Genomic DNA, 19,376 nt, shown 5'->3' on the forward strand with positions numbered 1-19,376 from the left:
CAGTACACTACCCCTTATAAGGGAGCTTCTTTTTATCAAGCCCCCCTTTGTAATCACGAAGCCTATTAACATCAACATGGTTTGGCTCCCTATATTTTCCATTTTCTTTAGGATCAATATGATATGAACGACCAGTCTTCGGGTTTACATAACCCCCATAACCATTGAGCGGATCAGGTCCTGATTTACGGAAACCTTTGTCCATAAACATTTTGTCAATTTCCTTAGCAGTCTTATTTTTAAATGGATTTCCCAGTCCTTTCCCTGAAGCCTTCTTCAGGGTACCCAGCTTATCAAACAAGCCACCACCAACAGCGCCCATGGCGGCCGATGCTGCTACTTATCCAAAATCAACACAGCTAAAGGATTTACCCTCTACCAGCATTTGATACAGGATATCGGCACCGGCACCGGCACCAAATACCGCACCAACAATAAACTGAGCAAATTGGCCGGTTGGGTCAATAAAGTTTACCGGGTCACCCAGTACATAACCGTATAAGTTACTGTCGCCACCGCCAAAGCGGATGGGGTCTTTGCTGGTCCAGCGGCCGGTTTGGGCGTCGTAATCGCGCGCACCAAAGCGGGTTAAACCGGTGTCGGCACCATACAAGCCACCGGCCCAGCGAAGGCCTGAAAGCCTTCCCTCTAGCTAGCATGGCTAATAGTCACACTCTTACATGGTTATTGCGTACTACAATTAGAAATCATCAATTGCAGCTCATCAGCAGACTTGTCGCCAATGATAAGACAACGGAACGTATTATTCCCTGGCATAGCTCCTGTATATAAAAAGTCCAGAACATCGCACAATGGTTCACCTTCGTGAGACGTAGTAATGATATCTAACCATTCGTCGCTGCCGCTTTCGATTATTTCATCTATAACATCGTGCAGTGTGTTTGCATACAAGCCCCAAAACATAAAAAACGAACAGCCAATGGCAATTGCATCTTTAACACTTGAGGCAACCAAACTTTCATCTACCGCGCAATCAGCAATCAACAAACAGACTGACGGCGTAATTTGGCATGACTCTCTGGCAATGTGCTCTCCAAACGATAGATAAACAAAGTCGTGTCCTGATAACATTTCCATACCCTACCAAATAACATCTTCCAGCTGGATCAAACTAAACCAACTTCCCCACTCAATTTGTAGCAAATTGAAAGCTAGTCATATTTAGATAGTTCTTCGGACAATTTAGCACTCAACAGCACCCTGATACCCTCGAAACTGTCCCCATCCCGCGACAGATTTTCCAAAAACGACACTGAAATAAGTTCTTTTAATTTCTCATCGTCAGCAGCAAAAGCGCAGCCGATAAAATCAAGTAATCGTTTCAAAACTACCGAGTTTGGATCTCCGGCATAAAGTCTTTCAGAAAACCTGGTTACTTCTCCAATAAACACATGTTCAATCAGCTCATCATAGTCATCAATATGCTCCGCATAGACAATCGAAAGTTCAGAAACGGCTTCAAGAAGCAGTGTAATAAATGTATCGTAGTTGATTGTCAGTGACATCATTTCCCGCCTCCAAGAGCATTGTTTATATCATTCAAAATTGCTTGAGCGGCACTACGATCTGACGGTGAAGCATTTGGATTTTTCTTCAACCATTTGTTCAGTGCATTGGCGTATTGTTCACCTTTAGCAGTGTGAAATTTCCCGCCAACTGGATTACCAGTCAAGGCCTCGTGTCGAATAGCATCGGCAGTACTGCCAGTACCAATTGGCTTTTTTGTCTCAGCGCCTTTATACAAGTCTTTAACAAGGTTGTTCAATTTAGGATCTGTAACAGTTGGCTTTGGTACCCCTCTTGTAACTTTCCTAAGCTTACCTAACTTATCAACAACCCCACCGCCCACTGCGCCCATGGCGGCGGCAAGCGCTACTTCGCCAAAATCAACACAGCCAAAGGATTTACCTTCCACCAGCATTTGATACAGGATATCGGCACCGGCACCAAATACCGCACCAACGATCACCTGCAGAATTTCCCCGGTTGGGTCAATAAAGTTTACCGGGTCGCCCAGTACGTAACCATACAGGTTACTGTCACCACCGCCAAAGCGGATAGGGTCTTTACTGGTCCAGCGGCCGGTTTGTGCATCGTAATCGCGTGCACCAAAGCGGGTTAAACCGGTATCGTCACCAAAATAAAGCCGCTTTTAAGCGGCTTTATTTTGGCTGGAAAATTTACTCATCACTCCAAATATCATACCAATCGTAAACGTACACACCTTTCTGCGGTTTAACTATTTCGTCAATCGGCACATCATCCGGTAACGCTAGGAACCAATAAAAGCCGTCTGACATATCTGAAAAACATGCTCCTGTTTTGACATCTTTTACTCCAACCTGCACGACGTCCCGCAGACTAAGTTGATATATATATACTTTTTCAATATTACTAAGCGTATTAAACTCTTTATCAACTAAGTAAGGCAAATCGATATTTGGAAGTAAATTACTGAACGCTGCTACTTTTTCATCAGGGGAGTTGAAATCGTCATCATCGAGGAAGAACTTCAAATGATGGGTATTAAACTCTCCCTCATTAAAATACTCGAAAAAATTAGATACAACCTCCAAAAATTGCTGCTCAACAATATAATACTCTTCTGGGTAATGGCTTTGTCCAGCTTTTAAAAGCTCTGATCCAAGCATCCAGTCACTCATATAATCCGGGTTGTCATAGTCATATTTGCAAACCTTAAAATACTGCATATCAACCGCCGATTTTATTCATATTTGCGTCATAAGAACCTAGCCTAGAGTCTTTCGACTTACGTCCGGCTTCAGCCTGCTTCTGATTTGCATAGCCTTTAAACATTTCAGGACCATGACCTGTATCTGATTTACCAATCCAAGCTGGATCAGCTTTCGGTTTGTGGAAAATAGGGCCATGTGAGTTACTGCCTTTCTCTACATAGCCATTTCTGGTTGCTGCTTCTCTCGCTTGTTTATTCGTATATTGAGATTTGGCGGTACCACGAATGCCACTTCGTGCGGCATTTCCACCCACTCCCCCGGTAAACGCACCTTGAAGCGCTGCCGCACCTACCTGCCAGTAGTCGACACAGCCCAGTGAGCGGCCTTCTATGACTACCTGGTACAGGAACTCTCTGGCGGCACCAAACAGCGCCCGGCCGACGATAACCTGCAGTATCTCCCCGGTGGGGTCAATAAAGTTTACCGGGTCGCCCAGTACGTAACCGTATAAGTTACTATCGCCACCGCCAAAGCGGATGGGGTCTTTACTGGTCCAGCGGCCGGTTTGGGCATCATAATCCCGCGCACCAAAACGGGTTAAACCGGTGTCGGCATCATACAAGCCTCCGGCCCAGCCGAAGGGCTGAAAGCCCGGGTTGGTATCTTGCGTAACAATACCAAATTCATCATAGCTAAGCTGCTGGGCTATGTCGCCAGTTTGGCTGTTTACCACCAGCCGCACCGAGCCTAACTGGTCGGTAATAATACGGTAAGTAACACCGCCTTTTACCATATAGTCTGGCACGTTGCCCAGGCTGCCATAGACAAAACGTGCAACCACGTTGTTATTGGCATCTAACTGCGCTACCGGGTTTAACTGGTCGCCATACAATAAACCATATTGCACTGTGCCATTTACCGTTTTACCTACCCGGCGGTTGCTGGCGTCAATCAGGTATTCAATGCTGGTAACACCTGCACCGCTATCAGGTAGCGTAACGCTTTGCAGGTTGCCAAACACATCGTACTGGTACTGGGTAACAGCATCACCGCACTGCTTTTGCTGCAACTCGCCATTGGCGCTGTAGCTGTAACTGCAGGTGCCATGCGTTAGCAGCCGGTCTTGCGCATCATAGCTTGCGCTTACCACGCCACTGCCGCTGGTTTTGCTTAGGCGGTTGTCGTTGGCGTCGAAGCTGTATTCTACCGTGTCGCCATTTCGCACTACCTTGTACAGGCGGCCATTACTGTTGTAGTGGTAATCGCTTACCACGGTGTCTGCGCCAACAATTTCGGTTTTACGCGTTATCCGCCCCAGGTTGTCGCGCACCAGTGCCATGCTATGCAGTGGCTGGCTGTTAAACCGGCTGGTTACGCTGTTTAACTCGGCAAAGTCGTTGTGCTCAAGTACGCTAATGATATTGCCCAGTTGCGTAGCGGTTAACACGCCGCCTTGTTGCGCAGCCAGGGTAAGGTTTAGGTTACCCGCAGCGGTAATTAAGCCATCGGCGTCATAGCTATAGTTAATGCAGTCAGTGCCGTTAATGCACTGCGCCGTTACCGCAAAGTCATTATTGTAGCTGTAACTTACTTCACCGTTTATCAGCCCGCTCCAGCTTTCGGTTAGCGGTAAATTACCGTCGTAGCTATAGCTGTTGTGTATACCATACGGCGAAGTTACTGCCGTTAACTGGCCATGCGTATTGTAGCTGTACGCGTAATCGCCCTGCGGCGCCTGCAGGCTTTGCAGCTGCGAGCTGCCCGTAGCGTAGCTAAAGTTAATTTGCTGGCTGTCTGGCCGTGTTATACCGGTAAGCTTGCGGTCACGGTCGTAATGGTAATGCGTAGTGGCCACAGTGGCACCGGCTACTGCCGGCGGCGTATAAGCCGACTCGTTACCCACACCGTTATAATGGAACTGGTGCGCCGGTTGGCCTGGCGGCGTTAAACTGCTAACGTTGCCGTTGCTGTCGTAGCTTAGTACCAGTTCAGTGCCGTCCGGATACCGGGTTGAGGTAACCCGGCCCATTACATCGTAGCTGTACTCGGTAACATAACCCTCTGCATCAGTAACCGCGGTAACATTACCTTTGCCATGGGCGGCGTATTCAAACTGCGTTAGCCTGTCACCCGCATGCGTTTGCACTAAACGGCCACGGCTGTCATAGCGGTAATGCTCGGTTGCTAAACCACTTACCTGTACCGAGCTTAACAGCAGGGTTTGCGGGTCGTACTGGTACACCACTTCACGCTGTGCTGCACTCAGTTCGGTTTTAACCCCCGTAACAGCATCGTTATGAATGGTGCTGACTTTGCCATTGGTATTTATTGAAACCGTTACCCGGCTGGTGTCAGTGCCATTGCTGCCATACTGCTTTTGTAGCACCGTTTGCTGTTGCAAGCCCGATGGCATGGTATTGCTGATATTGGCCGGTATTGGCTGGCCGGTTACCGCATCGCGGGTTTTATCCACCACACTGCTTACGCCGGCACTCTGGTAGCTGTTACGCAGGCCATCTGCTGCGCGAATGCTTTGCTGCAAACTATCGTCAGTAAAGCGGATACGCTGCTGCAAATCGCCGTTGCTAAGCTTAGACAACTGCGTTTCATACAGGTTATCTTCTGCCGTGGTATAGCCGTAGCGTAAATTACCGGTGTTAGTATCTCGCTCACTAAAGAAGCGCCAAATGCCGCCTTCGCTGTCATCGCTGTAGCTAATACGGCCGTGCTGGTCGTAGCCGCGGCTAAACAGGTGGCCGTTAGGGTCGCGTTTTTCAATGATTTGGCCATTAACGTTGCTAAAACTATAAGCACTGTTGTCCGCGTACTGCACACTGCGTAAGTCGTGCTGATGGTCAACAGTTAAACGGGTGATATAGCCGTCACTGGTTTCCAGCTCTGTCGCTACGCCATTGCTGTCGCGGCGAATGGTTAAGCTGTTATCAAACCTATCGCGCACTGCCACCAACTGGCCGGCACTGTTGTAGTCAAAGTGCATTAACACCTTGCCTGTTACCTGATCCAGCGTACGAACATGTTTGCCGCTGCGGTCAAACACATAAGGGCTCTTGATACTGGTTAAGTCGTTACGTACACAGCGGGCGTAGTATTGCTCGGTGTGCTCATAGCGGTGGTGCGAGTAACCGGCGCTTTCCAGAGCCCAGGCTTGAGTCGCTGCCGCCATAACATTCGGCGTAGATGCCCAGTAAGGCCGACGGAAGTCAACCCCAGGTGACCAGGGCCTGCCCTGCTGCATTTCCGGCAAGCTGGTTTGATGCGAAAATACAGTGTTTGGCAGGGCATAGCTAAGCTCGTTTACGTTAGGTAAGCGCCAGTCTTCAAAACCGGCGTGGTCTAGGTTTTCACAGTAATCAATAGCTTGCTGCCAGCCAAACTGCAAACTGCTGTTTGCCGGGCTGTCCTGCCACATTAGACCGGTGGCACTGTCTACCACCACCTCATCTGCGGGGCTGGCTTGCAGTTCGCGGCTGTATTTTTCGTCCAGCGGCTCGCCACTGACACATAGCGCCGGGATCATCCGGTTATCCGGGTTATAGGTGTTTTGCTTCCAGTAGCTTTGCATTTCTGTGGTGTACATCGCCATAAACTGCACGTTAGCCGCTTTATCTATGGTGTATGCCACTTCTTTTGACGTCGGCAGGCGCCACGGCAGAGCTGTATCCGGGTTTTGTGGCAAGGCGGCACAATAGCTGTTTGCCTGCGCTTTGGTTGCAAAGCGCACGGCTGGGCTGGTTAGGTGCTGCCATTGCAAACCGGTAACATTGTCCTGTACCGTGCCATGGCTGGTAATGCTATAGCTGATATCGGCACCAAATTGCTGGTAACTACCATCATCACCCGGGTATTGGCTTTCGGTTATTCCGGTTTTTAGCACCTTGCCGGCGGCTTCAACGTCCATCGTACTGCCGTCACCCAAATAAATACGGTTGAACGGGCTAAGTACATGGTGCTCAGACAATGACCAACCATTGGCTATCGGGCTTTGCGGTATGTTAAACAGCGGCACTACGTTACTGCTCCAGCGCACATCGTTTTCACGGCCGGCCACATTGGTAACGGTTTGGCCCCACTGCGCCCAAGCCATAGGGAAGCTGCTTAACGGCTGGCCACTGCTGGCTGCGTTGCCCGAGCTTAAGTAAGCTGCAGGATACGCATAACCAATACGCAGTTGCGCACGAACGCCACCCTCAACCCGCTTACCTGCGGCGTTGTTGCCATCCCAGATAAACTCTACCTGCTGGTTAATCGCCGGAGCAAAGCGCTGCTCAAACAACCGCCCTGCCACTTCCAGCGTGGCAATCATCTCCACTACACCCGCAGGCAGCTCATCATCACTTACCGTGGCAGTAATTTTGTGCTGGTAGCCTGCAGTGCGTTGGCTGGAATAATGCAGTGCTATGCCCGTACCGGTAATGCCAATATCATCATGCAGTACCAGTGGTTTAGGAGTAACATAAGAGCCAACTGCGGTACATTCTTCAATATCCAGCTCGGTTTCACCATTGGCGTCGGCATCCGGATTATTTGGGTCACGCCCGTCTGAGCCGGCCGACCAATTCAAATCATAGGGCGTCATATGGTCAAACGCGGCGCGCCATAGCGTATCGCCAGCAGCGTAACCGGTTAAGCCAATAGCTTCATCAGCTGTACTGCCGTCGCTATTAATATCATCGGCGATGCCATCGTCGTTGTAATCAACACCGTCTACTGTGCCGTCGCCGTTAGTATCCAGCAGCCGCACTACCACACCATTGGGCGAGGCTATCCATTTCGAGATAGTGCGGTCGAAGTAACCTACCGGCACAATTTCACCCACAGGGAAACCGAGGAAGTTATCTAAGTACAGTACCACGTCAGCGTTGTAATGCACTGAGTCGGTGTAGTGAGTGCCATCAACATGTAAGTCTGACGCCCAGGTAAAGGCGGTTTCCGCAGGGAGTTCACCTGGCATTGAGGCCGGGGTTTCAAACTCGGTGGCGCTGAACATAAACTGCGATATCGGCCGACGCGCGCCGTTTTGGCTGCGGATCTCGGCTGAGGTAATGCCATTAAACACTACCGTAGCGCGGCGTTCGCCAAATTCATCGCTTATAACCGATGACTGGTGCACCTGCGCTGTACCGGCGGTTAAATCGATCAGGCTTTGTTTGCTGTCGCGTTCAAGCAAAGTGACATTTGGCAATGCCGCCCAGCTGCTACTGGCACCAATAGTGCTGCGCTGCAATACCACATAGCCCGGTTTTTCATACACGACGGTTTGCTCACCGGCCGGGCCAGCTAGCATAAAGCGGCCATCCGCATTGGTTTTAACCGAGCCGTATTCCGGCGCCTTTAACAGGCTTAGCTGCACGTCGGCCATTGGGTAGCCATAGCGGTCTTGCACCACACCGCTATATACCGCCACTGCCAACGGGTTAATACTGTGCACCGTCGCATTTTCAGCTATGTAAGCTTTTAATGGCTCAGCTTCAGTGCCATTTAACACTGTGGTATCGGCAGGTTCGCCAATGCTGATAACCACCCGGTTAGATTCAATACCGGCCAGACTAACCGATACCGTGGTATCGCCTGTTTGCTCGGCGTACAGCACACCATTTTGTACTGACACTACCGAGTACGCATCGGCTTTAAACTGCGCCAAGGCGGTTAAATCACGCTGGCTGCCGTCGCTGTAAATACCGGTTAGGCTTAACTGGGTGCTTTGGCCTACAGCCAAATGTACGCTGGCTGGGGTAATGGTTAATTGCCGCAAACCGCTAAGTTCAGCTTCATTTACATCCACCTCCAGCTGATGCACCGGGCAGCCTCGTGCCTGGCTAACATCCACCGTTTGAATGCGGCTGTTATCCCAGCTTGGCCCCTGGTCGATGGTTTTAAATACCGTTACTGCGCCATGCTTAATAACTGGATTAACGCCCGGCTGATATAAGCCTTTGGCCAGGCCAAAACCGACTACTCCTTCGGTGGTATTATCAGCATGGTTATCGTCTAAGCCGGTTTGTAGCAAGTGATTGCGGTGGCCCCACGGCGTGCCGTCGATACCAAAGGCGACAAACCAGTCTTTGTCGTAGTAAAGCCAGAAATAAATGGCTTTTGCCAATGCAATATTGTCGCTAATAGGGTTTGGATCTGTAGCACCAGCTACCGATTCTGGCTTGCTTATAAAGCTATCGGCATTGGCACCAATATAGCTATGCGCCTGCATACGCTGCATTGGTGAGCGGCCATCGTTGTAATGGCCTATTACTTGATTGCGGCTTTGTATGTACGTGGCATACGTTTGCGCCACTTCTACCATGGCTGCATCAAAACCGGCATAAGGTTTAATACCCCGGGCTACCCGCTCGGCATTAACCAGATACAGGCCTTTTTGCTGCACACTCATTGCATCCCACTGGGCTTGCTCAGGCATTAAAAGATACTGATGTACCGAAGGGTCCAAACTTCGGGCATAGTTAAAAGCGCGGGCGATATCGTCTACCGTTTCGGCATTGCCACCGGTCCAGGCGATATTGTCATCAGGATACAAACCGTTATATCCGCGATCATCAGTAACAGGTTGCACAGGGCAAACTGTTAACTCACGCGAAGGTAAAATAGTTAGTGCCACCGAGCTACTATCAGAGAAACCCAGCTCGGAAGTAACTTGCAACGTTAGCTGATAAGTACCAGCCTGAGATAAGTTCAAGGTAACAACAGCCTGATCAGAAACGTATTCCTGGTCTAGCTGCCAGTTGTAACTTAGTTGCCCACTGATGATAGTGCTATTAAGTGCATTCAGCGTTAACTCAGTATCCAGATACGCCGATGTTGTACCGTCGATAACCGCAACAGGCACATAACCCGCTTCGAAGCTCACTTGAACATCACCGGTTAAGCCAATGTTATCTTCAACCTCCAAACGATATTGATGTAGTCCTGCTGCTATTGTATTCAGCACTAAAGTACTTTGTTCGCCAACCATCATCTGTTCTGGCAATCGGTACCAACGGTAGGCCACAATTTCACCATCAGCATCGCTACTGGCGCTTGCATCCAATGTCAAATTTGAACCAACCGGTAACACTGCAGGCACAGCAGCAATATGGGCTAGTGGAGGTTCTGCAGTGAAGGTAAACGCAACAATAACATCGCTGGTTAAGCCAGAGTTATCTTCAACTTCTAAACGATACTGATGTAAGCCTGCTGTCAGAGCATTCAGGACTAAGGTATTTTGTTCACCAACCAGTGTCTGCTCTGGCAAACGATACCAACGGTAGGCAACAATTTCGCCATCGGCATCGCTGCTAGCGCTACCATCTAATGTTAATGCTGACCCCACCGGCAATGCTGTTGGCACAGCAGCAATATGAGCAACAGGTGGTTCTGCTGTAACAGTGAACTCAACAATGTGGCTTAGTACCCGGCCATCATCGTAGATAATTTCTAAGCGGTATTGCATCAGACCAGGCTGTGATGCTGTGACATTGATATTGTTACCTTCACCCAGTAATTGGTTGTCAGGCAATGAATACCAGCGAAACGCTTTAATTTCACCGTCAGTAAAATAACTGCCCGACGCATCAAGCACTATGTTTTGCCCAACAGTTAAGCCTTCAGTAGGGATAGTAACAACAGGTACTGGTAGCGATTTAACATTTACGGTGACAATGTCAGGTGCAATTTCGCTAAGGCCAATCTGGTCCCAAACTGTAAGTTCAATTTGATATTGTCCGGCCATATCAAAGCTGACATCTATAGCTTCACCTTCGCCTAAGATCTGCTGATTTGTCAGGCTCTTCCATTGGTAGCGAACTATTCTGCTTTCAGTTGCATAAGTACCTCCGGCATCTAACCGAATAGTGTCATTGGCATAAACCCCGTATTGCAAAGTAGTTACTTTAGCTACAGCCGGGCTGTATGTCCTTACGCAACGGGAATATCCGGTTAGAGGTACGCCATTACTGGGGTCTCGGTCAACTTGTGCCGTCATATCGAACACATAGTGCTCGTTTCCTCGCCGATACTTAAAATAAGTACCTTTGTTTGCTGACAACCAGCTACCGAAACTGTCGCCTGACATCAACGGTAAGTACTTGAAAGAAAATGGCATTCTTGCACTACCATTGAAAAGACCACCGCCATTTTCGTCGAATAAAGACGCCAAAGTCTGCGACTCATAGTTATTCGGTAAACGCCAATCATCAAAACCTGCTAGATCAAGGTTTGCGCAGTACTGGGCCTGCTCTTCCCAAGCCAGACTCTCCTGCCCCAAAATCCTTGCTTGATCTTCCCAAAGTAGTAGGTGTGTAGAGTCAGCGACAACATCAAATAGAGTGGCGCGTACATATTTAGGCTGGTAAGGCTTTGCACCACTTACACAACGAACATAAGCATGATCAGTTATGTTCAGTGATCTTGGGATGCGATCAACAATGGTTTCCCAACTACGGGTATCCGCGTAGTGTGTACCAAAGACTTTCTCAGCATGAAAACTTTTTTCATACCGCGATGACACCCAGCCAAATTTGAAAGCATCTTCATACTTACGAGTGTCCATGTTCGGAAGGTAGGCCAACTCTAGTCTTGTAGGAAGACGCCAATCCGTTATCCCTCCATGCTCCAGGTTCTGGCAGTATTGTTTCGCCCCGCCGTAAGATGTCTGAAGGTCCAACACTTCGGCATTATCTTGCCACACTAAGTCCGATACTCTATCGCGTACCACTTCTCTGGCGTGATCCCGCTCAAATACCCGCTCGGTACCCAGGCGGGTTGATCCATCTTCCCGTGCACTATCAAATGTAATGGCCCCAGTCTTTGGAACTTTGGAGTAACCCGGAGGCACATTAGCCAGAGTGTGAAAGGTCTTCACTTCGATACTGTACGATAGCTCAGAATACTTACCGTATTTGTCTTGTGCTCGAATAACAACGTCATGCGTACCCACTTGCTCAGCGTTAGGTTGCCACAGGATATCAGCCTGAGTATTGTTTATTGGGGTAAGGGTTAATCCTGCCGGCGCTGTGACAAGGCTAAACTCGATTGCGTCATTATAATTGTCATTATCTCCCGCGCTTATTCTGTCTTCGAATGACACCGTTGCAAAAGCAACATTTTTAGGATTATTGGTAAATACAGGTGGTTGGTTAAGATCAGGCACAAGCAACGTAAACTGTGCCTGATTATATGTTTGACCATCCGTAACGACAGTAATAGTAATATCTTTAGTACCTATATCCCCCCGCTCTGGTGCCCAACTTAGTAAGCCGCTGTCTGGATGCATAGTCATTTGTGCCGGAGCAGATTCGAGCATAAAACACGTCAGTACATCGTTGGCGTTGGCAACAGTAAACGGAATGAACGTTTTGCGGTGTATACTGGCCACCAGATTTGATGGCGGCTGTATGTTCAAGTCAACATCATGCTGAAAATCAGAAAGTGCTGCACTGTCATGGCGCGCAAATAAATCCTCACAGCTCAACAACGTATTGCCAGATAAACCCACTACTAACTGCAGCGGCTGCTCAGGTTGCTCACTATTAAAACCTTCGTATATATCAGTGTCATAGATACTCACGCCATCATCATCGGCAAATTTCATCTCTGCTAAATGATTGTAATGGCTAAAAAAGTTAACAAAGCGCAGTTCATCTGCTGCAGAATAGGTTTTAATAATTAAATCATTAGCCATGCGTCGCATATTTTGAAACACAGTTTGGCGGGAAACTCCCTCAGCAAAGTTTAAATGTACTTTAAGTGCAGTATCGCCTAGCGTATAGACAACGTCTTTGCCATGTCCGGCTTCGAACTGCAACGTCAATCGTTGTTCATCCCAACTATAAACGGTGCCTTCTGCATCAGTTTCGTATGATGGGGCGGTATATTGCGCAATGATAATGTCATCACCAGCCTTGGCATCAATACTGGTGACTGCCATCCGGTTTAGTAAAATATCGCCGCCCTCTGTGCCTTGCAACAGAGTTTCGCCTGAACGGCCTAAAATGAGTTGGCGCGCTGGTAAGGATTGCGATGGTGCTGTGGCGCTAAAAATGGGAAACAACTGCTGGCGGGTAAGTGTTTGGCCTGAGTCTAATTTAAACAGCTCTATGGTGTTAGCCAGAGTAAAAAAGCTTTGTATCGTTAATGTTTGGCCGCTTTGGCCAATGCGCAACATTAAATCGTTGCCCGAGCGCACTAAGCCGCTGCTAATATCGCTCCAGGCAATATCGGCGGCAAAATGCACTTCGTTACTGCCTTCGGTATCGATAATGACATCTGCACCATCACCTTTAGCAATAACATAGCGATTATTGCCGGCGCCGCCGAGCATAATGTCGTTGCCGGTACCGGCACGGAACAGTGAAGCACGCTCATCAGAAATTAATAAGTCATCTTGTGCAGTGCCGTCGATAATAACAAAATTGGTTTCATCGCCAGTGTCACAGCTATCACCCTGACAGGGATCAGGATCTTCACCGCCACCAGAACCATCACCGTCATCACCGCCACCAGAACCACCGCCATCATCTCCACCGTCACCATTGCCTTCACCTGGTGCGTTATTATCAAAGCTAACGCCCGGTGCTACCATATAGTAATGATGCGCTTGCTCTGGGGGAGCGACGCCAAACAGGCCAAACAGCTGAGCAGCGTCTATGTCGCCGCCGCTGGTAAAGCGAATTTGCGAGATGGTATTAGCACGGGTAAAAAACTGATACACCGTTACTTCGCTACCATCCTGGCTGTTAATAAGCTGCAAATCATCACCACTGCGGCGAAGGTTCATAGCAATATCGTTAAAAGCTACGTCAGCACCAAACAAAATGGTATTGTTACCCTCGTAAGCAACAATCAGGTTTTTGCCGCTGTTTAAACCAAACTCCATGGTTACCGCAGGGCCGCGAGGAACCAGAATATCGTTACCCGCTAAACTTTGCATAAGCAAGGTGCCATGACGAGCAATCAGCACTTCTGCATTAGCGCTGCCGGTTAGTTCTGAGTCTGGTGCCTGAGCGGTGACAAGCTCGGGTAAAGCCGCGGTTGCCGTTGGTGCGGCCATGCCAAAAGCACCAAACAGCTGGGCATTGCTAATTGTCTGGCCATTGCTTAAACGAAATTGGTTGATGGTATTGCTATGTGAAAAGAAAAATTTCACAGTGAGTGTTTGACCGCCTTGGCCAATGCGCAGCACCAAATCGTCACCCGACTTCATTAAGCCACTGGCAATATCCGAAAAGCTAATTCCTGCGTCAAATTCAACAGTGTTATTTCCTGACAGCTCGTAAATAGTGTCTGCACCGTCATCTTTACTGATGACATAAGTATTGTCGCCAACACCACCGATAATAAAATCATCGCCACGGCCCGCCTCAACTCGAGTTGTTACAGAATCTGCAACAATCATATCTCGACCATCGGTACCTATAACACTACTAGCCTCAGTAGCTTTAATACTGCAACAGAACAAAATAACACTGGCAAAAAATAGCGTAAAAAATTTATTAATCATCAACTTAAATGGCACTAGCATGGCTATGTTGCTTCCAATTTTCACAGGCACCTGTAAGCATTTGCTTAGACAAAGCTGCCCCAATAAAAAAATTGCTGCGATACTAGTTACAAAATTTCACATTGTAAATAAAATTGTTAAAGATTATTAAATATTTAACAAAACAAAAAAGCCGCTTTGCAGCGGCTTTTTATTGGTTAAAGACGATTATTCTTCGTCGTCTTCGTCATAATCTACATCGTCTTCGTCACCTTCAAAGTAGGTGCCCCAGCCGTCGTATTCTACATGATGTTTTTTCGCCAGTGCTTCCAGCTTTATCGCATCGGAAACAATGGTTTCAGTTACCAACGATTGCTCGCGTATAGCGTCGAATACCCAGGCATTACTGCCGTCTTCAAACTCAACTTCTTCGGCGTCGGTTACTTCGTAACCTAACTTAAATAGCTCTACCGCCAATTTTTCTAATTTGGCGAAGTCTTTGTCGTAAAAATGATGCTCAATAGTGTACTGCGCGTCTGGATCGCTGCCATCTTCTAATAATGCGGCGATGGTGTCTTCAGTAAATTCCTGCCAGTTTTCCATAAAATTACTCTTTAGCTTTAATATTGTTGGCAGTGTAGTCGTTGCCAAGTTCGCTATCAAGTAGCGCTATCTGTTGCTGCATTTGCTGATGAATATTTTGTGCAAATTCACGAATATTTACCTGATCACGTTGCAGTGTTTGTGGCGCCATTATTTGCACAATCACCTTGCCATTGTTCCAGCGGTTTAATTTAAATTGGCCATGGGTACTACTCATACACACTGGCACCACCGGCACGTTGGCTTCAAGTGCAATATGAAATGCGCCCATTTTAAATGGCAATAATCCCCGGCCATAACTGCGTGTACCCTCAGGAAACATCCATACTGAAATCTTGTCACGGCCAATACGTTCTGCAGCACCTAACATTGCACCTAATGCCCGACTTTTGTTTTGCCTGTCGATGAGAATATTGCCGCTTAACCAATATAGCTGACCAAAGAAAGGAATAAATTTCAGGCTTTTTTTACCAATCGTAACAGTACGCAACTCAACCGCGTTACTGATGGTAAATAAGTCGAGATTATTTTGATGATTCGCGATGTAAACACAAGGTTGGCCAATGTCGGCGCCGTTATGCTGACGGATCTCTACTTTCAGGCCAAAAATCCATGCTGCCCAACCGTACCAATGTGAAAAAATATACACGTTGTTGGGATGAAATGGCCTAACCAAGCAAATCAGTAAACCTGCGACGGTACTAAGTAAAAAAAACAAGATTAATAAAACTATCCGAACTACCGCTATCACCAGGTTCTCCAAATTGCTGCCGCGTATTGTTGACGTTTATTGCAGCATAAAAAAAGCGCCATAAAACAGGCGCCCAGTATAACGGGTTTAATCGGTACTGCTGGTTTGATCACTGCCACTTGGTTCAGTACCCGTGTCATCAACCTGATTTACCAACACCGCATAAATACGCTGCAAACCACGAGGTAATTTGTTTCCGCGCCGGCCGCGCTCGCCATGGTAATGCGCCAGATCGTCTGCTTTTAACCCTAATTTACGTTTTCCGGCAACCAAGGTAACACTGCCTGTAGCAGGCACTATGGCTAACTGACTAACATACTCTTCACGGCTAGAGGCCCTGGCAGACGGTATCGACATTAATTTGTTGCCCTTGCCTTTACTTAGCTTCGGTAAATCTGCCACCGGGAATACCAGCATCCGCCCTTCATTAGAAATACACAGCACCAGATCCGTATCAGGGTGTTTCACCACCATTGGCGCCATGACTTTGGCGCCCAATGGCAAGCTTAGTACTGCTTTACCGGCTTTATTACGGCTAAGTAAGTCGCTGTACTCCGCAACAAAACCGTAACCGGCATCACTGGCTAGAAGCAGTGCTTGTTTCTCGTCACCTAATAACACATGGTCAAAACTTTCCCCCGCTACCACAGCAAAACGGCCGCTTAACGGCTCGCCTTGCCCACGGGCTGATGGCAGTTCATGCGCTTCGGTGGCAAAACTGCGGCCCGAGGAGTCTATAAACACCGCCAGCTGATTAGAACGGCCACTGGCTAGGGCTTTAAAGGCATCGCCCGCTTTGTAGCTAAGCGCATTGCCGTCGATATCATGGCCTTTGGCACAGCGTACCCAGCCTTTTTCAGATAACACCACACTAACCGGCTCACTGGGCAATAGCTCTTTTTCGCTCAGTGCTTTCGCTTCGCCCCGTTGTACTATCGGGCTTCTGCGATCATCGCCATATTTTTCTGCGTCAGCTAACAACTCATCACGAATAAGCTTAGTTAGCTTTTTCTCTGAGCCTAAAATCGCCTGTAACTTGTCACGCTCTTTGGCGAGTTCATCTAACTCGCCACGAATTTTCATTTCTTCCAGCTTGGCTAAATGCCGTAGCTTTAACTCAAGAATGGCTTCCGCCTGGCGCTCGGTAATACCGAAGTGAGCGATTAACTCTGGTTTTGGTTCATCGTACGTGCGAATAATGCGGATCACTTCGTCGATGTTTAAAAAGGCGGTTAATAAACCTTCTAAAACATGAATCCGGTCCAGCACCTTATTTAAGCGGTATTGCAATCTGCGCCGTACGGTATCGCGGCGGAACTGCAGCCACTCGCTGAGAATTTCCAGCAGGTTTTTCACGCGCGGACGATTGTCCAGACCCAGAATATTAATATTAACGCGATAGCTGCGTTCCAGATCGGTGGTGGCAAACAGATGCTGCATGAGCTGCTCAACATCAATGCGATTCGAGCGTGGTACAATAACGATACGGGTGGGGTTTTCATGATCGGACTCATCACGTAAATCACTCACCATGGGCAGTTTTTTGGCTTGCATCTGCGCAGCAATTTGCTCCAGTATTTTGCCACCTGAGGTTTGATGCGGTAATGCCGTTATGACAATATCGCCGTCTTCCTGCAGGTATACAGCACGCATCTTTATGCTGCCGCGACCGGTCTGGTAAATAGTCGCTAAATCAACTGCCGGGCTGATAATTTCTGCGTCGGTTGGGTAATCCGGGCCTTTTACGTACTGCATTAAATCCAGTACAGTACTTTGTGGGTTGTCCAGTAGTGCTGCACAGGCATGTGCCACTTCACGCGCATTATGCGGTGGTATATCGGTTGCCATACCCACTGCAATACCGGTAATACCATTTAGCAAAATATGTGGCAGCCTGGCAGGCAGCACTTTGGGCTCTTCTAAAGTACCGTCAAAGTTGGGCAACCAATCGGTAGTACCCGCGCCAAGCTCTGACAATAACACTTCAGAGAATCGAGACAATTTAGCTTCGGTATAGCGCATTGCCGCAAATGATTTTGGATCGTCCGGTGCACCCCAGTTTCCCTGTCCATCTACCAGCGGATAACGATAAGAGAACGGCTGCGCCATTAGTACCATGGCTTCATAGCAGGCAGAATCACCGTGCGGATGAAACTTACCCAGTACGTCACCCACAGTACGGGCTGACTTTTTGTATTTTGCCAGATGTGACAAACCCAGCTCAGACATGGCATATACAATTCGCCGCTGCACCGGTTTTAACCCATCGCCTATATGGGGCAATGCTCTATCCATAATGACGTACATGGAATAGTTTAAGTAGGCTTCCTCAGTAAAACGACGCAGCGGTAACTGTTCAACGCCATCATAGGAAATTACAGTCTCTGTCATAACTTATCCTGTTTGCCCGGGAGTGTCTGAGGTGGTTACCCGGAGTTTATGTTTTTGCCGGGTGAGTTGCCACAGTAATAAAACAAGGAGCACCAGCGTACTGCAACTGAGGATTGCCAGCCAAAGTAACTGCACCTGACGTTGCCGCTCAGCTTGTTGCAAGCGTAGTGTTTTTAATTCGTTGTCTTGTTCTAACAGCCTGTTCTGTTGGACCTGACGCTCATGTTCAAAGCCAATACGCAGATGTTCTACTGCCAGCTCGTTTTCTTTGTTGCGGACACCCTCAAACACATAAACAAAATCATCCAGTTGTCGATATGCCCGTTCATATTCGCCCAATTCAGCCAGCAATTGCGCCTTTAGATACCATACATTTAGCCGGGTTGGGCTATCCGCTTCGACCCCTTCATCTGTTAAACCGCGCTCAGCTAATATCACTTGCTGCATCGCCATCGATGCCTGCTTTAAGTTTAGATAAATCTTTGCTTTTTCATAATGATGGGTAGAAATGTGTAATGTAGATTGCAACAAAGGTAAGTAATGCTCGGCCTTGGCAATATAGGATAACGCGGCATCACCACTGCCACTTTCACTACTGGTTATGGCAAGCCCTAAATACGCATGGTACAAATTAACATTGTCCTGCACCTGCAGACTCTTTTGCAACATCATGTTGTACGTCTCAAGTGATAAAGAATATTGCTCCAAATAACTGTAGGTGCGGGCCAGATTAAACAGCACCGCAATTTGTTCTTTTTGCCAGCCGAGTTGCTCATATAACTGTAAAGCGGTGCTAAGCAAATCAATAGCCTCTTGCTCATACGCCATAGACGCATATAGCAGCCCCAATTCAGCATTCACTTCGGCTAGTAATTCAGTGTCGTTTACTGCCGGAGCACGTTGATAAGTATCTTTTAACAATGCCAGTGCTTGTTGTTGCTGGTTTTGGGCACTTAACACAGCGGCATGATTAATTTGCCCCATGAGTGTTTGCTTATCGTTTTCCAGCAATGTCGCCAGCGCAATACCCTGCTGATAATATTGTAACGCCAACGGATAATTGGCTTGCATTTCCAACGCGAAACCCAGCGTATAGAGCAGTTTTACTTTAAGTACGGATTGCTCGTCGCCCAAAATACTAAGGCCTTGCTGAGCGGCTTGCTGTTGTTCCTGATGTCGCCCCAAACCGTCTAGTAAAGAGGCTTGTTGAAAATACCAGTTCGCTTGCTGATACACTGATAAACTGCCCACATCGTCCTTGTGCTGTAGCAACAGCTTTAGCATTGCCTCAGGTTCCTGACGTTGTAACGCAGCAACCTGTGCAAGCCACTCGGGTGGTTCATCAGCCGTTTCTGCTGTTTGCGCAACAGCAAGTTGCAGCCATAACACACTGCAAAGCAGTGTAGAGGTAATATACTTCGTCACA

General features: G+C 48.0%; 10 protein-coding genes and 3 pseudogenes. All 13 read right to left on the minus strand.

Features of this window, described 5'->3' with window-relative positions; all coding sequences use genetic code 11:
* Positions 1 to 7 precede the first annotated feature (7 nt).
* Positions 8 to 322 (minus strand): polymorphic toxin type 37 domain-containing protein, encoded by a 315-nt coding sequence (locus H595_RS0111470; protein WP_027671346.1) that lies wholly within the window; start codon positions 320 to 322, stop codon positions 8 to 10.
* Positions 323 to 340: 18 nt separating this feature from the next.
* Positions 341 to 622: pseudogene (locus tag H595_RS0111475) on the minus strand (RHS repeat-associated core domain-containing protein); the annotation flags it as partial.
* A 62-nt stretch (positions 623 to 684) separates the two neighbouring features.
* A complete protein-coding gene (locus H595_RS0111480) occupies positions 685 to 1,092 on the minus strand; it encodes a DUF7684 family protein (protein WP_156885971.1) in 408 nt (135 codons plus the stop codon).
* 80 nt (positions 1,093 to 1,172) lie between these two features.
* On the minus strand, positions 1,173 to 1,529 hold the full coding sequence (locus H595_RS0111485) for a DUF7674 family protein (protein ID WP_027671349.1): 357 nt from the start codon (positions 1,527 to 1,529) through the stop codon (positions 1,173 to 1,175).
* Positions 1,526 to 1,990: a hypothetical protein gene (locus tag H595_RS0111490; protein WP_027671350.1), complete on the minus strand. Its 465-nt coding sequence runs from the start codon at positions 1,988 to 1,990 to the stop codon at positions 1,526 to 1,528. The genes H595_RS0111485 and H595_RS0111490 overlap by 4 nt, the downstream gene beginning before the upstream one ends.
* 24 nt (positions 1,991 to 2,014) lie before the next feature.
* Positions 2,015 to 2,143: pseudogene (locus tag H595_RS24705) on the minus strand (RHS repeat-associated core domain-containing protein); the annotation flags it as partial.
* Between the two features lie 58 nt (positions 2,144 to 2,201).
* Positions 2,202 to 2,732, minus strand: coding sequence for a hypothetical protein (locus tag H595_RS0111495; protein WP_027671351.1), 531 nt, complete (start codon positions 2,730 to 2,732; stop codon positions 2,202 to 2,204).
* Position 2,733: 1 nt separating this feature from the next.
* The gene (locus tag H595_RS24770) at positions 2,734 to 7,041 is read right to left on the minus strand and encodes an Lcl domain-containing protein (RefSeq protein WP_420876336.1); all 4,308 of its coding nucleotides are present in this window, start codon (positions 7,039 to 7,041) and stop codon (positions 2,734 to 2,736) included.
* 3,843 nt (positions 7,042 to 10,884) lie between these two features.
* Positions 10,885 to 14,247, minus strand: a pseudogene (locus H595_RS24775) (Lcl domain-containing protein); the annotation flags it as partial.
* A 186-nt stretch (positions 14,248 to 14,433) separates the two neighbouring features.
* On the minus strand, positions 14,434 to 14,808 hold the full coding sequence (rraB, locus tag H595_RS0111510; protein WP_027671352.1) for a ribonuclease E inhibitor RraB: 375 nt from the start codon (positions 14,806 to 14,808) through the stop codon (positions 14,434 to 14,436).
* A 4-nt stretch (positions 14,809 to 14,812) separates the two neighbouring features.
* Positions 14,813 to 15,559, minus strand: coding sequence for a 1-acylglycerol-3-phosphate O-acyltransferase (locus tag H595_RS0111515; protein ID WP_027671353.1), 747 nt, complete (start codon positions 15,557 to 15,559; stop codon positions 14,813 to 14,815).
* Positions 15,560 to 15,646: 87 nt separating this feature from the next.
* Positions 15,647 to 17,950, minus strand: a complete 2,304-nt coding sequence (parC, locus tag H595_RS0111520; protein ID WP_027671354.1) for a DNA topoisomerase IV subunit A — start codon at positions 17,948 to 17,950, stop codon at positions 15,647 to 15,649.
* A 3-nt stretch (positions 17,951 to 17,953) separates the two neighbouring features.
* Positions 17,954 to 19,375, minus strand: a complete 1,422-nt coding sequence (locus H595_RS0111525; protein ID WP_027671355.1) for a hypothetical protein — start codon at positions 19,373 to 19,375, stop codon at positions 17,954 to 17,956.
* Position 19,376: the final 1 nt, after the last annotated feature.

The sequence above is a fragment of the Rheinheimera baltica DSM 14885 genome, assembly GCF_000425345.1.
GTDB lineage: Bacteria > Pseudomonadota > Gammaproteobacteria > Enterobacterales > Alteromonadaceae > Alishewanella > Alishewanella baltica.

Coding starts and splice junctions, on each gene's coding strand:
- H595_RS0111485 (WP_027671349.1), bottom strand. CDS start 1,529: ATGATGTCACTGACAATCAACTACGATACATTTATTACACTGCTTCTT.
- parC (WP_027671354.1), bottom strand. CDS start 17,950: ATGACAGAGACTGTAATTTCCTATGATGGCGTTGAACAGTTACCGCTG.
- rraB (WP_027671352.1), bottom strand. CDS start 14,808: ATGGAAAACTGGCAGGAATTTACTGAAGACACCATCGCCGCATTATTA.
- H595_RS0111470 (WP_027671346.1), bottom strand. CDS start 322: ATGGGCGCTGTTGGTGGTGGCTTGTTTGATAAGCTGGGTACCCTGAAG.
- H595_RS0111495 (WP_027671351.1), bottom strand. CDS start 2,732: ATGCAGTATTTTAAGGTTTGCAAATATGACTATGACAACCCGGATTAT.
- H595_RS24770 (WP_420876336.1), bottom strand. CDS start 7,041: ATGATTGCCACGCTGGAAGTGGCAGGGCGGTTGTTTGAGCAGCGCTTT.
- H595_RS0111480 (WP_156885971.1), bottom strand. CDS start 1,092: ATGTTATCAGGACACGACTTTGTTTATCTATCGTTTGGAGAGCACATT.